Origin of the sequence: Acetobacterium wieringae, assembly GCF_026646375.1 — a bacterium.
Taxonomy (GTDB): domain Bacteria; phylum Bacillota; class Clostridia; order Eubacteriales; family Eubacteriaceae; genus Acetobacterium; species Acetobacterium wieringae_A.
This window is the reverse complement of record NZ_JAIPPU010000008.1, coordinates 36,589-54,302: the sequence shown is the minus strand read 5'-3', so window position 1 is coordinate 54,302 and position 17,714 is coordinate 36,589. Positions and strand designations below refer to the sequence as shown.

General features: G+C 45.5%; 16 protein-coding genes and 1 riboswitch. Of the genes, 2 read left to right on the top strand and 14 right to left on the bottom strand.

Annotation, left to right across the window (positions count from 1 at the left end):
- Positions 1-52: 52 nt before the first annotated feature.
- The gene (locus Q7P33_RS08835) at positions 53-2,086 is read left to right on the top strand and encodes an EAL domain-containing protein (protein ID WP_303869402.1); all 2,034 of its coding nucleotides are present in this window, start codon (positions 53-55) and stop codon (positions 2,084-2,086) included.
- Positions 2,087-2,298: 212 nt separating this feature from the next.
- Here Q7P33_RS08835 and Q7P33_RS08830 read toward each other — a convergent pair whose 3' ends face one another.
- The 4 genes from Q7P33_RS08830 to Q7P33_RS08815 form a co-directional block, all read right to left on the bottom strand.
- Positions 2,299-4,284 carry an FtsX-like permease family protein gene (locus Q7P33_RS08830; RefSeq protein WP_303869399.1) on the bottom strand — a complete coding sequence of 662 codons (1,986 nt, stop codon included), beginning with the start codon at positions 4,282-4,284 and terminating at the stop codon, positions 2,299-2,301.
- Positions 4,277-5,044, bottom strand: a complete 768-nt coding sequence (locus Q7P33_RS08825; protein WP_303869397.1) for an ABC transporter ATP-binding protein — start codon at positions 5,042-5,044, stop codon at positions 4,277-4,279. Before Q7P33_RS08825 ends, Q7P33_RS08830 begins: the two co-directional genes overlap by 8 nt.
- 118 nt (positions 5,045-5,162) lie before the next feature.
- The gene (locus Q7P33_RS08820) at positions 5,163-6,173 is read right to left on the bottom strand and encodes a HAMP domain-containing sensor histidine kinase (protein ID WP_303869395.1); all 1,011 of its coding nucleotides are present in this window, start codon (positions 6,171-6,173) and stop codon (positions 5,163-5,165) included.
- A gap of 1 nt (position 6,174) precedes the next feature.
- Positions 6,175-6,849 carry a response regulator transcription factor gene (locus Q7P33_RS08815; RefSeq protein WP_303869393.1) on the bottom strand — a complete coding sequence of 225 codons (675 nt, stop codon included), beginning with the start codon at positions 6,847-6,849 and terminating at the stop codon, positions 6,175-6,177.
- Between the two features lie 288 nt (positions 6,850-7,137).
- Here Q7P33_RS08815 and Q7P33_RS08810 point away from each other — a divergent pair, with 288 nt between their 5' ends.
- The gene (locus tag Q7P33_RS08810; protein ID WP_303869391.1) at positions 7,138-8,202 is read left to right on the top strand and encodes a chitobiase/beta-hexosaminidase C-terminal domain-containing protein; all 1,065 of its coding nucleotides are present in this window, start codon (positions 7,138-7,140) and stop codon (positions 8,200-8,202) included.
- A gap of 64 nt (positions 8,203-8,266) precedes the next feature.
- Here Q7P33_RS08810 and Q7P33_RS08805 read toward each other — a convergent pair whose 3' ends face one another.
- From Q7P33_RS08805 to Q7P33_RS08760, 10 genes are all read right to left on the bottom strand, one after another.
- Complete coding sequence (locus Q7P33_RS08805; RefSeq protein ID WP_303869388.1) at positions 8,267-9,109, bottom strand: hypothetical protein; 843 nt, start codon at positions 9,107-9,109, stop codon at positions 8,267-8,269.
- A 62-nt stretch (positions 9,110-9,171) separates the two neighbouring features.
- Complete coding sequence (locus tag Q7P33_RS08800) at positions 9,172-9,933, bottom strand: creatininase family protein (protein WP_303869385.1); 762 nt, start codon at positions 9,931-9,933, stop codon at positions 9,172-9,174.
- Between the two features lie 267 nt (positions 9,934-10,200).
- Positions 10,201-10,914 (bottom strand): type 1 glutamine amidotransferase, encoded by a 714-nt coding sequence (locus Q7P33_RS08795; protein ID WP_303869382.1) that lies wholly within the window; start codon positions 10,912-10,914, stop codon positions 10,201-10,203.
- A 478-nt stretch (positions 10,915-11,392) separates the two neighbouring features.
- Positions 11,393-11,578, bottom strand: a riboswitch (cobalamin riboswitch).
- Between the two features lie 49 nt (positions 11,579-11,627).
- Positions 11,628-12,206, bottom strand: coding sequence for a precorrin-6Y C5,15-methyltransferase (decarboxylating) subunit CbiT (gene cbiT / locus Q7P33_RS08790; protein ID WP_303869379.1), 579 nt, complete (start codon positions 12,204-12,206; stop codon positions 11,628-11,630).
- Positions 12,199-12,825, bottom strand: coding sequence for a precorrin-6y C5,15-methyltransferase (decarboxylating) subunit CbiE (gene cbiE / locus Q7P33_RS08785; protein ID WP_303869377.1), 627 nt, complete (start codon positions 12,823-12,825; stop codon positions 12,199-12,201). Before cbiE ends, cbiT begins: the two co-directional genes overlap by 8 nt.
- Complete coding sequence (gene cbiD, locus Q7P33_RS08780; RefSeq protein ID WP_303869374.1) at positions 12,813-13,958, bottom strand: cobalt-precorrin-5B (C(1))-methyltransferase CbiD; 1,146 nt, start codon at positions 13,956-13,958, stop codon at positions 12,813-12,815. Before cbiD ends, cbiE begins: the two co-directional genes overlap by 13 nt.
- A gap of 12 nt (positions 13,959-13,970) precedes the next feature.
- Positions 13,971-14,699 carry a precorrin-2 C(20)-methyltransferase gene (gene cobI, locus Q7P33_RS08775; protein ID WP_303869371.1) on the bottom strand — a complete coding sequence of 243 codons (729 nt, stop codon included), beginning with the start codon at positions 14,697-14,699 and terminating at the stop codon, positions 13,971-13,973.
- Between the two features lie 5 nt (positions 14,700-14,704).
- A complete protein-coding gene (locus tag Q7P33_RS08770; RefSeq protein ID WP_228879276.1) occupies positions 14,705-15,334 on the bottom strand; it encodes a precorrin-8X methylmutase in 630 nt (209 codons plus the stop codon).
- 57 nt (positions 15,335-15,391) lie between these two features.
- The gene (locus Q7P33_RS08765) at positions 15,392-16,276 is read right to left on the bottom strand and encodes a GHMP kinase (protein WP_303869365.1); all 885 of its coding nucleotides are present in this window, start codon (positions 16,274-16,276) and stop codon (positions 15,392-15,394) included.
- Positions 16,273-17,637 (bottom strand): cobyrinate a,c-diamide synthase, encoded by a 1,365-nt coding sequence (locus Q7P33_RS08760; RefSeq protein ID WP_303869362.1) that lies wholly within the window; start codon positions 17,635-17,637, stop codon positions 16,273-16,275. The genes Q7P33_RS08765 and Q7P33_RS08760 overlap by 4 nt, the downstream gene beginning before the upstream one ends.
- Positions 17,638-17,714 lie beyond the last annotated feature (77 nt).

Genomic DNA, 17,714 nt, shown 5'->3' with positions numbered 1-17,714 from the left:
GATACAATGAAGCAGCGTATTTGTAATCCTTTAATATAAAAGAGGTCGTGTGATGAACAACATTAAATTCAAGCGAACCATACCGGTTGTGTTCGATTTATTAAATGCCGAAGATGATCCTGCCCAGATACTGTATTATCAGAATTTAATCTCCTGTATGTGGGCATCGCCCCTTTTATTTTTGGGTGCCCTGGCCAATATCATTGTCGTGTTCTTTTTTTGGGGCGGCAATTTATTTGAGGTACTGTTAAACAGCGGGATATTTTTATTGCTGGGCATAAGCTTTGAATTTATTTCCCGAAAAAAAATGGCCGTCAATTTATTTGATCATCTCGTTTCACTCACCCAATCCATCACTCTGGCTTTTATCGTCGTCCGATACTACCAGATTATCGGTCCGGCAGTATGGTCTGTTTCGTTTGTCATGATTATCCTTTCACTGATGCGATTAAAAATAACGATGCTCTATTACCTCGCTATAACCACCTTTGTCTGCGGCTTATACGTGACCTTCCTGTTACCTGTTGATGGATTTCTTTTTAGCCCGGTCTATTTTTTAATCCAAAATCTCCTCTTCACGTTTGTGTTCATCCTGGCTACGGCAGCCTTTTATATGAACCTGAATCGGTACGATAAAGCCGTGGTTCGTCTGAATGCGGTTATTTCGCAAAAGGAAAAAATTGCCAGGCTCTACAAAAAACTTAACCTTACCAAAAAAACACTGACCGTTCAAAATCAGGAACTCCAGGCCTTCAACGAAGAAATAAGAAAAAACGAAGAGCGTCTTCATTTTCTGGCGTATTACGATGGTTTAACCGAGCTCCCCAATCGCAAAATGATTCTGGAACGCTTGCATCTGCTCGTTAATCTTTCCGAAAATGAAAAGTCATCTTTTTATATTGTCTTTATCGATTTGGATAATTTTAAAAAAATCAATGATACCATGGGCCATCTCTATGGCGACGACTATTTAAAGTATACTGCCCGACGTTTGAAGGAGCTCGTTCATGAAGATGATTTACTGGGCCGATTGGGCGGCGATGAATTTGCCTTGATCATTCAGCGAAATATCAAAGAAGATACCGCCTACAACTATGTGGAAAGCCTGCGTAATGAACTCTGTGATAAAATCAAAACCAGCTGCTCCGAATTTAAAGTCAGTGCCAGTTTCGGTATCTCGGTCTTCCCGCAGGATGGCAAGGATCCCATTGAGCTGCTTAACAGCGCCGATACCTCGATGTACAAAGCTAAAGAACTGGGACGCAACACTATTCAGTTTTTTAGACCGGATATGAAAGAAGAAATTCTTAATAAGATCCAAATGGAATCCCTGCTCTTAAAAGCGTATGAGAATCAAGAGTTTTTCATCGAGTATCAGCCTCAGTTTAATGCCGAAGATCATCGTATCCGCGGCTTTGAAGCCCTGATCCGCTGGGACTCCCCCCACTATGGTCGGGTTGCTCCGATGCGTTTTATTCCTCTGGCTGAAGAAATGGGCCTGATCATCGGCATCGGCCACTGGGTGCTGTTGACTGCCTGTCATAAATTTAAGGAACTGAACAGTCGTTTTAATCAGAATCTCTGCGTTTCGGTGAATGTATCGGCGGTGCAGATGCGGGATAAAAGCTTTGTCGACACGATCAAAAACGTTCTTTCCGAAACCAACATGGATCCCAGGCAGTTGGAGCTGGAAATTACCGAATCCCTCTTTATCGATAACATCGAAGAAACCATTGACATGCTTAATGAAATCAAAGCGTTAAATGTCCGAATTTCCCTGGATGATTTTGGTACCGGGTTTTCATCCCTAAGCTATCTACGGCGGCTACCCATCGACACCTTAAAAATTGACAAATCCTTCATTGATGATCTCTCCGATCAGGATTCCTCAATCCGCATCGTCGGCGATATCATTTCGCTGGGGCATAACCTGGATGCCCATATTGTTGCCGAAGGCATTGAAAACAGCACCCAACTGGACTATTTAAAAGCCAACAACTGCGATTGCATTCAGGGCTTTATGTTTGGCAAGCCCATGGGCGTCAAAGAGATGGAAGCACTACTTCAAAAAAATCCCCTGAAATAGGGGATTTCAGATCGTCAAAAAAGCTAACCGAGTACCGAATAGTTACATCATGTTGTGTGCCTCAAGGCGAACAGTTGCAGCAATACACCTAGCTAGCCGAATCTTTAATTGCAACTGTACGAATTGTGCGCATACAACAGATTAACAATTGGTCGGTACGGTAAACCTCCAATCTCCTGAAATAGGGGATTTTTTATTAGCTGATCTTATTCTTAATGGATCATCTTATAGTATGATCTGGCGGTGAGCAGATAGACGCCGGTATAAACCAGGGCATAAACGAGAACACCAGCCAGGGTACATAAAAAGATCAGGGTTATGTTGGTCAGCCGGAAGGCAGCCAGCATTTTGGTGATCACCGGGAAGGCAAATGCCACGTGGACAATGGCACCGGCCAAAGGCAAAAAGAACACCATCAGAATCTGCTTGCCGATGGTTTTTTTAACCTCGGTCTTATCCATTCCCACCTTCTCCATGATCTCAAACCGTTCACTGTCTTCATACCCTTCAGAAATCTGTTTGAAATAAATAATCAACACTGTGGCCATCATAAACAACGATCCTAAAAATACACCCAGAAACAAAAATCCACCAAAGAAGAAATAGAGTTCCGTCAATGCTTCATACAGGTTTTGGATATCGATATCAGGATTGCTCTGAGTTATCGCTGTCCGCAGATTCGCCGAAAAGGTGTTAAGGGTGTCTTCATCTCCATCGAGATTAAACATCAGGGCATGAAGGGTCGTCTGAGGGTCATCGTCGTTTTTCATGGTCTGATAAACGCCCTCCATAACTGCATCATCTTTAACAACCAGGTAATAGGTTTGGCCCATATCCTGAGTCTTTTTAAAGTCCATCGGAATGGCTTCCAGCTGTTCAGTAATCAGATACTGCTGATCGCCAAAAACAATGGTCGCTTCACCATAGTTGTCACCCACCGAAAAAATCAGCATTTCATTTTCAGCCAGACTTTTTTGTTCACCGGTCATACGGTTATAGTCGTCCAGAGGAATCAGGATCATATTTGAGATCCTTTCGTAATACCTGGCATCGGTGCTTTCATCCTCAACCATATCCTTCAGAAAATGACTACCTTCCTGAAAAGCTCGAAAACGAGCCAGATCATAAGAAATTTCATCGCTGCTCCTTATCTTTAGTTTCTCTTTTTCTGATTCAACAATCGCTTTGACCTCAGCGAAATCGGTGTTGTTTATTTCTCCAATAATGCTGACATCCATGGGATAAAAATCCCGCCGCATCCCTTCCTGGCCGACATACAGCGATACCGTTGTCGACAGGGTAACTAACACCATGGTGCTTAGAATACAGATATTGGCCAGCCCGACAGCGTTTTGTTTCATCCGGTAAATCATCCCCGACACTGAAATAAAATTGCGGGACTGATAATAAAATCTTTTGTTCTTTTTCAGTTGTTTTAGCAGGGTGATGCTTCCGGAGATAAATAGGGCATAGGTTCCGATAATAACAAATACCACCGCCACAAAGAAAAGCATCAGTGCCTCAAGCGGCGTTTTTACTGACAGGGCAATTCCATAGCCTGCCCCCAGCGAAATCAGTCCGATCACTGTAACGATCCAGGAAGATTTTGGTTCTTTCTCCCCATGTTGTCCGCCTTTTAAAAGATCGATGGGGTTTGAGAGTTTTACTTGTAAAAAATTCGTCAGTAGCGTCAAGCCAAAGATCACCAGAAACACCCCGGTGGTGATTAACAGCCCCCAATAATCAATATGAAAAATTAGGGGACTCTTGAAATGAACAATATTCAAAAGCAGTAAAAACAGCAATTTGCCAATCAGTATGCCGCCGATCAGTCCCAGACTCAGGCTGATCACCGTCACAAAGACGGTTTCATAAAACAACACCCGGGCGATATGCTTTTTTTCCAGACCCAGGATGCTGTATAGACCGAGTTCCTTTTTGCGCCGCTTGATCAAAAAACTATTGGTGTAGAAAAGAAAGATCACCGCAAAAATACCAATTACGATGATGCCCAGAAAAAGTATGATTTTTAAATTCGCAGATCCGGGCATTTGATCCAAGCCTTTGTTACTGTGGATCGAAACCATGGTATAAAAAGCAATGATCGATCCGATACAGGTCAGAATATAGGGAATATAGGTATTTCCGTTCTTCTTGAGGTTAACCAGTGCCAGCCGGGGGTAAAAGAACTTATTCACAATCCTCACCTCCGGATGCCAGCACCGATAATGTATAGGAGATCTTCTGATACATATCATCGTTGCTCATCGAACCCCGATAGATCTGATTGTAGATTTCGCCATCTTTGATAAACAAAACCCGGTTGGCGTGGCTGGCAGCTGCCACCGAATGGGTAACCATCAGAATGGTCTGACCAAGTTCATTGATGGCTGAAAAAATCTTTAGTAGATTCATTGCCGCCTTGGAATCCAGAGCCCCAGTCGGCTCATCGGCCAGCACCAGCTTGGGCTGGGTAATCAAAGCCCGGGCCACAGCCGCCCGCTGTTTTTGTCCACCGGAAACCTCATAGGGAAACTTTTTTAGAATTTCTTCGATGTTTAATCGTTTGGCCAACGGACCCAGTCGGCTATTCATTTCCTGATAATTCTTTTGAGCCAGCACCAGCGGTAAAAAGATATTATCCTGAATCGAAAAGGTATCGAGCAGATTAAAGTCCTGAAAAACAAAGCCCAGATTGTCCCGTCGAAAGGCTGAGATCTCACTGTCTTTGATGGTGACAATGTTCTTTCCATCAAGAAATACTTCGCCACTGGTGGGTTTGTCCAACGAGGCCAGAATATTAAGCAAGGTCGTTTTTCCCGAACCGGATTCCCCCATAATGGCCACGTACTCGCCCTGCTCCACCGAGAAGCTGACGTTGGACAGGGCCTGAACCTGATTCCCGCCAAAGCGGGTGGTATAAATTTTCTTTAAATTCTTTACTTCAAGTAATCGCATTTTTTCTCCCCTGATCTGAATTTTTTATCGATAACCAAAGTATAACGAAAAAGAAAACTGCCAGCCATCGCTTTGGCTTACATTTCGGTTGGTTATCTTACACTTTTGTAAGATTAGCCTATAGGGCTTCAAATCCCCGGGTTGCCAGATCTATGCTGACCCGGGTACCCTGACCCACCTGGGAGGTTACCGTGATCGAATGCGAGAGCTTATTTAACACCTGCTGACACAGATAAAGACCAATTCCGGTGGATTTTTTATCCATTCTGCCATTGTAACCAGTAAAGCCCCGGTCAAAAATCCGGTCAATGTCTTCGACCCGGATGCCGACACCAGTATCTTCAATGATCAGGGTTTTTTCTGCGTACTGATCCAGATAAATGGAAATCTTACCCTGATTGGTGTACTTCAGGGCATTGGAAATAATCTGTTCCAGCACAAAAACCAGCCATTTTTCGTCAGTCAGAACCCGGCAATTCAGTTCGGCCAGCTCCAGCGATATTTTTTTATTGATAAAAATAATGCCATATTTCTTTACCGCCTGTCGGACCAGATCTCCCAGATCATACTCAACCAGCAGCAAGTCTGCGGACATGCTCTCCAGCCTTAAATACTGCAGCACCATCTCAACGTATTGTTCGATCTTAAAAAGTTCCTGCCGATAGGCACTGATCCGTTCCCGATCTCCCTCATCGGTCTGCAGTAGCAACCCCATGGCCGAGATTGGGGTTTTAATCTGGTGGGCCCATAAGGTATAGTAGTCAATCATGTCGGTTTGGCGATTATCAAACTGGGAGATCAGCTCAGCCCGGTTCTCATCCAGAACCCGGATCAAGGTTTGATAATTCTCTTCCAGTAAGTCCCGGGGCTTTGGTAATTCCCCGACCCCGGCAGTGGCCCCGCTAATCGCTTCGTTCAAACACTGATATTTTTGATAAAAGCGCCAAAAATCGATACTGGCAAAAACGACTGCCAACGCCGTTACCAATTCTGCACTGTAAACAATCGGCTCCAGTGTCAGATGGTAGAGCGCATAGACAAGCGTAAAGACCAGCATCATTATCACAAAAGCTGCAATTACCTTGATCCGACTTTTCAGGTAGGCCTTAAAAATAAATACGCTATTCATCTTAGTCTCCAATTAAATAGCCGATGCCCTTTTTGGTGGCAATAAAATCCGATAGCCCGACCTCATCCAGTTTTTTGCGGAGCCTGGCAATATTGACCGTTAGCGTATTGTCATCCACAAAACAGTCGCTGTCCCAGAGGCGTTTCATAATCACATCCCGGGAGACCACCTTGCCCTTGTTTTCCAGAAGAATCTGGAGGGTCTTAAACTCATTTTTGCTCAGCTCCACTTTTTGATCCGCATAGCTCAGGCTGGCATCACCGAGGTTTAAAATCGCACCTTTATGCTCCAGCAGACTGACCTGACCCTGAAAGGAGTAGGTTCGCCGCAGTAGAGCCTGAATTTTTGCCACCACCACCGTCAGATCAAAGGGCTTGGCAATAAAATCATCCCCGCCCATATTCATGGCCATGACGATATTCATATTGTCGCTGGTAGATGAAATAAAAATAATCGGCACCTTGGAAATCTTGCGGATTTCGCTGCACCAGTGGTAGCCGTTAAAAAAAGGCAGTGAGATATCAAGAAGCACCAGCTGGGGATCGTAGGCCACAAAGTCATCCAGAATGTGAGAGAAATCCTCAACTATTTCGGTTTCCAGCTCCCATTTATCCAAATGATTTTTCAGTGCCCAGGCAATTATTTGATCGTCTTCGATAATTAATATCTTATACATGTGAACCATCCTATCATTTTCTGATTGCGGCAAAGAAAATCACGCTCGCTTCGTTGCCACCTATGCACCATTATAATTCAAATCCCCCAGATTTCAAAATCCAACTGATGTTTTGTTCGTATTTTTAAAACTGCGCCGATAACAACTATATAAAAATCCGGATTATGGGTATACAGTTAATAAAGACACGGTTAATTTTTTGCACTCTCAATTTTCTGTCATTTTAAACCTTTTACAGCGCAGAATTTTTGTGTGTTTCGATTCCAACCCGGACAAGGAGGGGTAACAATGACGGACTACGAACACCCATCTGACGGCAATGAAATCAAACCAGCTCATGACGAATTAAATTGGGCTGAACTGGAACGGATCGAGGTTGATTCAAATCAAAACAACCCATCGCAAAATGTTCCACCACCGAAAAAAAACAAAAAAAAATTGATCATCATTCTGACAATTATTGGCAGTATTCTGATTCTTGGTGGCCTCACTTTTTTCCTCTATAATCAGTTTGCCACAGCCAATCTAACCAGTGAAGAAAAAATTGAAAAAACCACCGATCAGGAGGAGCTAAAAAAACTCTATGACGAACTGCTCAGTTCCTACGCGGCTTCCGGAAAGTCCGAGGCTGAGATTCTGGCCTTATTGGAACGGGCTGCCAAAGAAACCGGGGATCAAAGCTATATTCAAAACAAGGACAGCTATCTGGTTAAACCGCCCAGTTTTAACCTGGCTCCAGGCAGCTATGAGGGAACCCAAAACCTCGAAATCATCAAGGGTAACTCAAGTGATGTGATTTATTATACCATTGATGGCAAGGTCCCCAACACGACCTCGCCAAAGTACACCAGTGCTATTCCCCTCCCCCTTGGCGAAACCACGGTTAAAGCCATCGCAATGAGTGATAAAGGTTTTTACAGTGCGACGATTGAAGGGCACTATAACCTGACCACACCCCAAACCAATACCCAATCGGTGCTAACCCCGAAAGAATTTATTAACAAAATCTATGGCGTATGGTATAAAACCGATTATGGCAATTCGTTGTCGATTTCTCAAACGACCTATACAGAGCACATCCCCAACCCTCTGAGCAATGCAACCGGTGATTATATTATTGTATCAACCACTGATAACGGCGGCACCATCAAGGTTCTTAATTTTACGGTTGAAGGTTACAATGCGGGTGACATCCTGATTGAATTTGATTTTGGAACCCCGGGTGACAATCAGATGCGACTCCGACATGAAGGAAAACCCTGGTGGGATTATACTGCCGCTGACTATATCGGCAACGGTCAGTATCACTTACCTTTCCAATTTGCCGGATCCGATATTATTACCCTGGATTAGCACAACTGCAATACAAAAAACTCCCATTCTTTTTCTGAATGGGAGTTTTTATTCACCGCTTTTCTTACTCCACGCTCCAGGCTTCCACATTGGGGATGGTGTATTCCTGTCCACCATCAGAGGTAAACGTATAGAGGTATTCAACAGTACCCCAGACCGTCACCATTTGTCCTTCAACCAAAGGTGCTTCATCAACGTTTAAGCGATAATAAACCTGAACCATCTGATTGGGATCATCATTCATATCCATGATAAAATCGCAGAAGTATTGCTGATTTTCATAATTTTCATAAACCTGAAAAACCCGTCCCGTCATCTTGACCTTTTTTCCCGTTTCATTTTTAGCATTATCAACGATTTCAGCATAGGATATTTCTGATGTTTGGGCTTTAAACGGATCCAGCCGGGCTTTTCGCTGGGCTGCTGTCTCATTGTAGAACCCCAAAACAAAATCGCCTTCATAAATCACATCACCATAATAATTATAAAGGATTCCGTGTCGATCATACTGGCTTTTGTCAAAATTCCCTTCATATAACAAATTGCCATCCAGATATTCTTTTCCTTCTCCTGTCAAATAATCGTCTTGATAAGTCCCTTCCTGGACAAATCCATCTTCCCAGACTGTTTCTCCCTTGCCCTGGAAATGACCTTGTTCCCATTCACCTTCGTAAGTCCAGGCAATTTCATCCTCGTCAGAAACCGTAAAGACGCCGTTACCCTGGGGCAAACCTTTAACCAACTGACCGGTATAGGTGCCAGTTTTCTCGCCAAACGCCAAGACCAGCGTGATTTCCTTATTTTTTACCGACTCTGACTTGTTGCCAAAAATCCCTGGGATCAGCGAACAGCCCGATAGGAACACGACCAAACCAAGCGCTGTCACTAACAGCATTAATTTCTTCATTACTTAACCACCTCTTTTCTTTTTGTTAGAACGATTGTTTATCATCTTTTACCAACCAAACGCTAATACTCCCAGCCCCGCCCATTCATCTCGTCGATGGCACTGGCAACCAGATCGACAAAGATCTCAAGCATTTGCTCACCTTTTTTTATGCTGGCTTTGGTGGGATCACCAGTAGCCCCGGTGGCCGTGAGCTCCTTAATGTCCCAGATAATGTCGACCTTTTCATTAATCGTAATGACGTTTTCCGGCACCTGGGATACCGCATCTTCCAGCTTGACCAGTTCCGGGCGCAAGGCCATCATAATCGAGGTTTCGCCTTCGCCACCATGGCCCAGTCCATTCCAGACCTCAAAACGGTCACCCATAATCGGGCCAACCTTAGTCCACCAGTCCGGCAGATACAAAAACTTAGCATCGCGATGGCGATCCTTAACTTTGTGGGCGGCAATTTCCAGCGCCGGGATATTGCCATCATGGCCATTTAAAATATAAATATGTTTGATGCCGTTGTTAATCAGGCTCTCAAAGATATCCTCAGCAATGGCGATCTCGGTTTCATAGCGCAGGGTAATCGACATCGGGTAACGGTTGTAATGAATCGAGGTCCCAAAGGGGACGCAGGGCAGCACCACCACATTGTTAAGCTTCTGCGCCACCCGTTTGGCCACCTCGGAGGGCACAAAAAAGTCCGGCCCCAGGCAGCAATGCCAGCCATGGCTCTCGCAGGAGCCAAAGGTCACAATTGCGGTGACCTGATCAGCATTTTTCAACAGCTCCTGAACTTCCAATGCGGTCATTTCGTTAAGCATTACCTTTTTCATGATATCATTCCTTTACACAAAATATTTCTTAGGCTTTTGCATAAGTGTCGAGAGCTTCGTGTTTAATTTCTCGCGAAACGATTCGTGCACTGGGACGCACAACATTCTCTTGTGCTGTTCGCATACATGTTACAAAATCGTATGTGGGAACAAAACACAAAGCTATTTTTTGTTCAACACTTTTGAGTTTCAAATTCTCCTAAAATTGATCCTGATTTGTATTTACCCACTTTTTCACCAGTCATTTATTGTCAAAGAAAACTTTTCTTAAATCTGGCCTTCTTTTGTCAATTGATTGAGTTGATCTAAAAAAGCTGCCATCCACTGATTATCCTGAAGGATGTATTCCGGGTGAGCCAGGACTTCCTCCGGCAACTGAACATAATCACCAGCAACCATTTCATCGCCACAATTTGCAATCAGCGCTTCAATAATTGTCCGGGTGTTTTCCAGATGAAACTGAAAGCCAAAAACCCGTTTCTGGTAGACAAAGGCCTGGTTTTGACAGGCGTCACTGGCGGCAATGACGGTGGCTGCTTCAGGCAGCTCGACAAAGGTATCACCATGCCAGTGAAAGACCACCGGGTTGTCGGGGAAAAAGGCAAACAACGGTGACGCTTTGGCTTCTTCATAAAAGGTGATCGGGAACCAGCCAATTTCTTTTTGTTTGTTTTTTATAACTTTTCCGCCAATGATATCCGCAATCAGCTGACTGCCCAGGCACAGGCCAAGGACTACCTTGTTGGCTTCAATGGCGGCTTTAATGAATGCTTTTTCAGCCTTCAGCCAGGGATATTGTGCTTCTTCATAAATGTTCATCGGCCCTCCCATCACCACCAGCCAGTCAAAATCACTCACCTCTGGCAACATTTCATTGTTATACAATTGCGTCGCAGTGACGGGATAGTTGTTGGCTTTGGCCCATTCCAGAATACTGCCGGGATTTTCAAAGGAAACGTGCTGTAAATAGTGAATTCTCATCTGTGACCTGCCTATCTGATTTTTTATCAATATTTTTTATAGCAAGTATACCATTTTCGGTGCTTTTTCAAAAATATTTTTTATTAAAAGAAATCCATTCCAATAAAAAAAGCGCATTCCTAAGAAAATGCACTTCTTTTATTGGTGCTCAAATTTTTGGCCAGAAAAATCTAAGCAGAAATGAGGAATAAACTCTATCAAAAATATAAATTAATGAAAGCAAAATAAATTCGGGGATGTCACACACCATCCCCGAGGAAGGGTATTAAATACTGACTTGGAGATGTCCCTTTATTCGAAGAGATTCTAAAATTGGCTAGGAGAAAGTAACCAACTCACGGGAATCACACACTTCCCGGTTCGCTTGCGATCATCACCGACGGCAAGACGAAAAAAATCCTTCTCCAACGGAGAAGGATAAAAGAATCATACTTACAAATCTAAATATAATGCTCTTACAGTCCTCTAAATCGGAGGTTGTTAAGAAATCACTACAAACAGGTCTTCTGGCTCAACAATCAACTTTCCATCTCCCTTCCCGCTAATTTCTTAACAGTGGTTATGAGACGGTCATCATGTTTTACAGCTGCGATTACAGCAAAGGATTTACACCTTTTTCCCTTGAATATAGGACAAGTTCACTATTTAATTGAATTCATTCTACACGAAAAACTACTGCTTGTCAATAGCCAGTTGCCATTCGAATGATTAATTTACTTCACATCGCCCGTAATAATAAAAATCGGGTTCGCGGCCTTTAACATCGTTAATCCGCCGATGCCTTCGCCCCGGCTGATGCCGACCTGAATCAGTTCCACCGCTTCAAAATACTGGTTCATCAAGGTGGTGGCCTGGGCGGCGTTCTCCAGCGTCACAAAGTTGGCAATAACCCGGCCGCCGGAGCGGACATTGGCCTTGCACCACTGAAAAAGACCTTCCATATTGCCGCCGGAACCGCCGATGATAACCCGATCCACTGGCTCTTTGATTTCACCCAGCGCCTCGGGCGCTTTACCGGGGATGATCACCACGTTATCGGCCTTAAAATGGTCTTTATTCTTTTGCACCAGCTCCAGGGCGGTTTCCTTGGCTTCCACAGCATAGACCCTGCCATTTTCGGCGGCATAGGCCGCTTCCATCGTCAGACCGCCGGTACCGGCGCCAATATCCACCACCACATCATCAGGGTTTACTCCCAACAGCGAAATCGTGAGAATGCGGATTTCCCGTTTGGTCATCGGAGCCTTGCCCCGAATGTAGGCCTCGTCTTTATATCCTGCTATCTTACTCATTGATAACCACCACCACTGCCAAACCTTCCTCCTGATAACTCAGGGCTTCGCTAACCGTTAAGCGGGTGATCTTCTCATTGGGATAGGACAGCTCTTCGCCGACGTAAAGAATGCTGTTCTCGCAACCGGCAGCCTGGAGGATTCCAGCAATAAAGGCCGTATTATTATTTTTGTCAGTTAAAATGCCCAGCTTTTTATTTTCTGCCAGCGCTGCTGCTAAATCCTGATCCCGACCATGCAGGCTCATCAATTTGGCATCCTCCCAGCTGATGGCCAGTTTGGCAAAAAAATACTGCAGCGAACTGATCCCAGGGATACAGACAATGTCCTTTTCCGGCACTACTTTTTTAGCATAGGTCAGCAGACTGTAAAAGCCACAATCGCCGGAAACCACCAGCGCGGTTTTTTTTGTCTGATACACCTTAGCAACCTTTTCCATCAGTTCGCTCAGTGGCGTTCCCCTGCCGATAAAAAGCATCTCCTTGCCGCTGGCATCAAAGCTTTCGGCATGGCGGGTGCCACATAGAACCACCTCGGCTGCCGCAATTTCTTTTAAGGCGATGGGTAATATATAATCCGGATGGCCCGGTCCCAGTCCAATAATTTTTAATGGGTACATAATCGTTTCCTCAACTCTTCTGCGTCTTTGCTTTGTCCTAAAAAGCCATGGATCTTGGAAAACAGCACCACTTCAATGTCGATGGTACCGTAAACCCGATCCGTCACTTTTTTCCTGACGACTTCGGCCAGATGATTAAAATAGTCCGGCAGATTTTGTGCCAGGATAATATCCGTGGCTTCATCGGTGGTTTTGGCGGTCATGATTTTGGCCATAGTGTCCCGGGATGCTCCCAGGATACCGGCATGGGCGGTCAGAATTTCCATCCGGCCATCAGCCACGCTGCTGTGGGTATTAAATATTCCGCCCGCTACCTTGACCAACTTACCCAGATGCCCAATCAAGAGAATTTTATCAAAACCCATCCGTTCAGCCTCATCCAGCATAAAGCCGATAAAATTGCTGGTCTTCACCAGCACATCTTCATTAAGCCCCAGTTCCTCCGAAAAATCTTTTCCATAATTACCAGGAACAAAGATGATTTCTTTAAAGCCCTTGGCATGAAGCACCGAGAGTTCCAGTTTCAATGAAGCTTTCCAGGCCTCTTCACTCATCGGTTCCACAATTCCGGTGGTGCCAATAATCGACAGCCCCCCTGCAATCCCCAGCTTGGGATTAAAGGTGCGCTTGGCCAGCTCGACGCCCTGGGGAATCGATAGCTCCACCTGCCAGCCTTTGGGTAAATCAGCCCGGTGTTTAACAGCATCAGAATCCAGAACCGCACGAATTTCCTGGGCGATCATCTCTCTGGGGGTGGGATTGATGGCCGGTTCGCCCGGGGGGATGCTCAGTCCCACCGAGGTCACAGTACCGACACCTATACCGGCGGCAAAGGTGATCCCGGCCTGATCAGAGGGGATGATCTTGGCAAAAATCTTAATGCCATTGGTCACATCCGGATCATCCCCAGCGTCTTTGACTACCGAACAGGACGCTTCACGTTCTGAAAAATTTTGATCATGAAGCACCAGATCAAGGGGCCAGCCCTTGGGCGTATCGATTTTTACCGTATCCCATTTCTGCTGATTTAAAAACATCAGCAGGGCGGCTTTGGTGGCCGCCGTCGCACAGGAACCCGTGGTATAACCATAACGCATTATTTTGCCATTTTTTTCAACAGTTTTATTAAACATCTGCCACCTCCATTACTGAAGGGGATAATTCTTCTTGATTAACAAAGTCGATAAGTAAGGAATCTTACCTTTTAACACCTCAATATCCCGGACAACCTGCTGGGTTTCCATCCCGATGTTGGATACCAGCACGAAGCTTTTTTCCAGCCCCCGGGCTTCCAGCTCCGCTGCCATCCAGGCATTGTTGGCAGAAATCTTCATCACCACAATGTTCTGGTGGGCATCCAGAATTGCCCGGATTTCTTCCTCCGGCTGAGTCATGGCTACAATCCCCAACGACTCTTCGCCCTGGGTCAGCGGAATATTCAGTTGGGCACCTAAATTGCAGAATGACGGCACCCCGGACAGGGTGACCACTTCAATGTTGCGTTTTAACAGATATTCCATCACATAGGAATAAGTACTAAAGACCATTGGATCCCCCAGGGTAATAAAAGCAACATCTTTGCCCTGGTTAAGGAGTACCTCTATTTCGTCGGCATTTTGCTGCCATTGTTTTTCAAGAGCTTCCCGTTCTTGAGACAGGGAAATCATTGGGAAATTCATTTCCACAACCTTGGAAAGATCGGAAATGTGGCTTTTAACTATTTCAAAGGCAACACTGGTACTGCCCATTTTTTTTACCGGTGTAATCACCGCATCACAGGCATCTAAAACCTTAGCCGCCTTAACAGTCAGAAGATCCGGATCCCCGGGACCGACTCCGATACCGTAAAAAATTCCTTTATTTGCTGTTGTCATTGACCTTACCATTCCCTTCCCAGTTGATAGAGCATGGCGTTAAGAATAGCGGCCACGACTGGGCTGCCACCTTTGCGGCCGTTGATTCGGATGACCGGGCTGTCAATCTGATCCAGGGCTTCTTTTGATTCGGCTGCACCGACAAAACCGATGGGGGCACCAATGATCAAGGCTGGTTTGGCAGTACCCTGTTTGACCTGTTCAATTAATGTATAGAGCGCAGTTGGCGCATTACCGATGGCAAAAATACCGACGCTGTCGTCTTTTAAGGCTTTTTCCATGCTGACAGTTGAGCGGGTAACGCCACGTTCTTTCGCTTCAGCAGCGACATCGGCATCATGGACGTAATTAACAATTTCAATGCCGTGATCGGCCAGTGCTTTTTTATTGACGGCGACCTGAATCATCCGGGTGTCGGCATAGATTTTTTTGCCCTGTTTCAAGGCTTCCATCCCACTTTCATAGCCACCATTTAAAATTTCCAATAAATCGGCATATTCAAAATCAGCGGTGGTGTGAATGATTCGTTTAACCATTGGGGCAATCGCTTCCGGGAAAACCTTGTCTCCCAGTTCTTCGGTAATAATCTCAAAACTACGCTCTTCAATTTCTCTCGGGTTGTTAATGTATTCCATCTTGTCTCGCTTTCGTAAATGAATTTTTTATTTATCGCATCAATCGATGCGCTATTTTCACACCGTTTCAGTGATAATTTTTATGCCGCCGGGGATCAGGCGATTGTGGTAGATTTCGGCATAAACCGAATCGGGAACATACTGCTTCAAAGCTTTGATAAAGCTATTCTGCTGAAACTCGCCCTGCTCATACATAATCCCGATCACCGTTCCGCTGTGGCCGATGACAGTGCCCAGTCCACCAAAATCCCGGGACAGACCAATCAGGCAATCCAGATAATTCTTTTTTAACCGTTTTTGATTGAGAATGGCGCTTTTCGTACAAGCCGCGCCGATATCTTTCAGGCTGTTGGTACGCACCCCTTGTTCAAACTGAGCGACAATTTCGGCAAAGACAGCTAGATCTTGTGGGCCATAGTCGTCCTGGGTTTCATTAAAGGTCATCGTATCAATGCCGCCATGAAAATCAATAATCAGGATGTCCGCCGACACGGTGCCGTCAAATTCCGTTAACACCGAACCACTGATATGATTAAACAGGTTTAGCCGCTCAAACATCAGATTGTCGGATGGCTCAATGCTACTACACAGGGTTCCAATCGTTTCTGGCGTCAGACCCAGGTTAAAATATGCCGAAAGCCCGGCAGCCATGCCAGCAATATCGGCGGTGCTGCTGGCCATGCCTTTCTCCAGGGGAATCTCGCTGGTCATGGTAACATGCAAATGCTCTGCTTCCTGCTCTGGAATCCTGAAGCGTCGGAAAACCGCTTCGACCAGTTTCTGGGTTTTAGGTTTTAATGTGTCCAGATTCCCCGAACCTTCCTCGATCAAAATTCGAGAATAGCGGTCAATCGGACTGGATACCAGACAGGGATTGCCGTCATACCAACCCTGAATGTATTCGCCGCAGGTGCCAGGGGTTTTAACTGTAACCCGCCTCATGCCTGCCCCGCTTGATGCTCAAGAACCACATTTAAGAGACTGGTTAAAAATTGCGGATTGCTGTAAAAATGGATATGGGGATAACCGGCCAGAACGTTTTTCTGGCGGTAGCCGCAAGTCCAGGTTCGGCCTTTTTTGGTGATCACATAAGCGGTCGGCAAAGCTTCTGTGGTGTTTACCAGACTGTGATGAAATTCGTGTCCCCGGATCTCGATGGTTTTGCCGCAAAGATAGGCAGCAATAGTGACATAGCCAAACCGCTGCAGCCGTTTGGTCATCTGGGCATCGGCCTCAAAAAAGCCCACCGCCGGATTGGTTTCACCGCTGTTTAAGGTCATCGAGTTGGTTAAATACATCAGCCCACCGCACTCGGCATAGCAGGGTAGTCCGGCATCCAGTTTGCTTTTGATATCCGCAATCATTGCGGTGTTGGCCGCCAGCTCGGCACCGAAGATTTCCGGAAAGCCGCCGCCAATATACAGGCCGTCGAGTGATTCAGGAAGACTTACATCATTAAGCGGGCTGAATTCGACCACTTCCACCCCGGCGTTAGCCAGGGCTTTAAAATTATCATCATAATAAAAATTAAAGGCCCGGTCTTTGGGAACCCCGATCCGCAGCCCCTGATATTTAGTGGCATAGTCTGAAAAGGGATCGGCAAACGGAACGACCAGCTGGTCGTGCTGGCTGATTTCCCATAGTTTATCCAGATCAATGTAGGTTTCGGCCAGTTCCCCGGCTTTGTCCACCTTTTCCCGAAAATCAGCGATTTCTTCTACCGGCACCAGACCCAAATGACGGCTGTCCATAACAATGTCGGGATTATTGGGGAAATACCCCAGACAGGTCACATCGTTATAGGCTTCAATCATTTCTTTTAACAACTGATAATGGGATGCCGATGAAATCCGGTTGATGATTACCCCGGCAATTTTTGTCTCGGGATCAAAGTCGACATAGCCTTTAACCAGAGCTGCCGCACTTTTGGCCATACCCCGGCCATCGATGATCAGAATCACCGGCGCATCAATGGTTTTGGAGAGATAGGCACTACTGCCAACATCCGATTCCAGACTATGTCCATCATAAAGACCCATAACCCCCTCAACGATGCCCAGATCATTTTCACTAAGCCGTCGGGAAAAGAGTCCCCGGATCGTTTCTTCGTCCAACATCCAGGTGTCCAGATTAATGGACGGCTCACCGGTGACAAAGCGATGAAACATCGGATCAATGTAATCCGGCCCGGTTTTAAATGGTTTTACCGCTAGCCCCCGCTTCTTGAAGGCCGCCATGATGCCCATGGTGACGGTTGTTTTGCCGACATTACTGCTGGCTCCGGCCAGCATAAAATAATTCATAGTTGTGTCTCCTTTTTCCAATGACATATAGTTTATTCGCATTCACTGATCGACTGCTAAAAGCCGTGTTACACGAA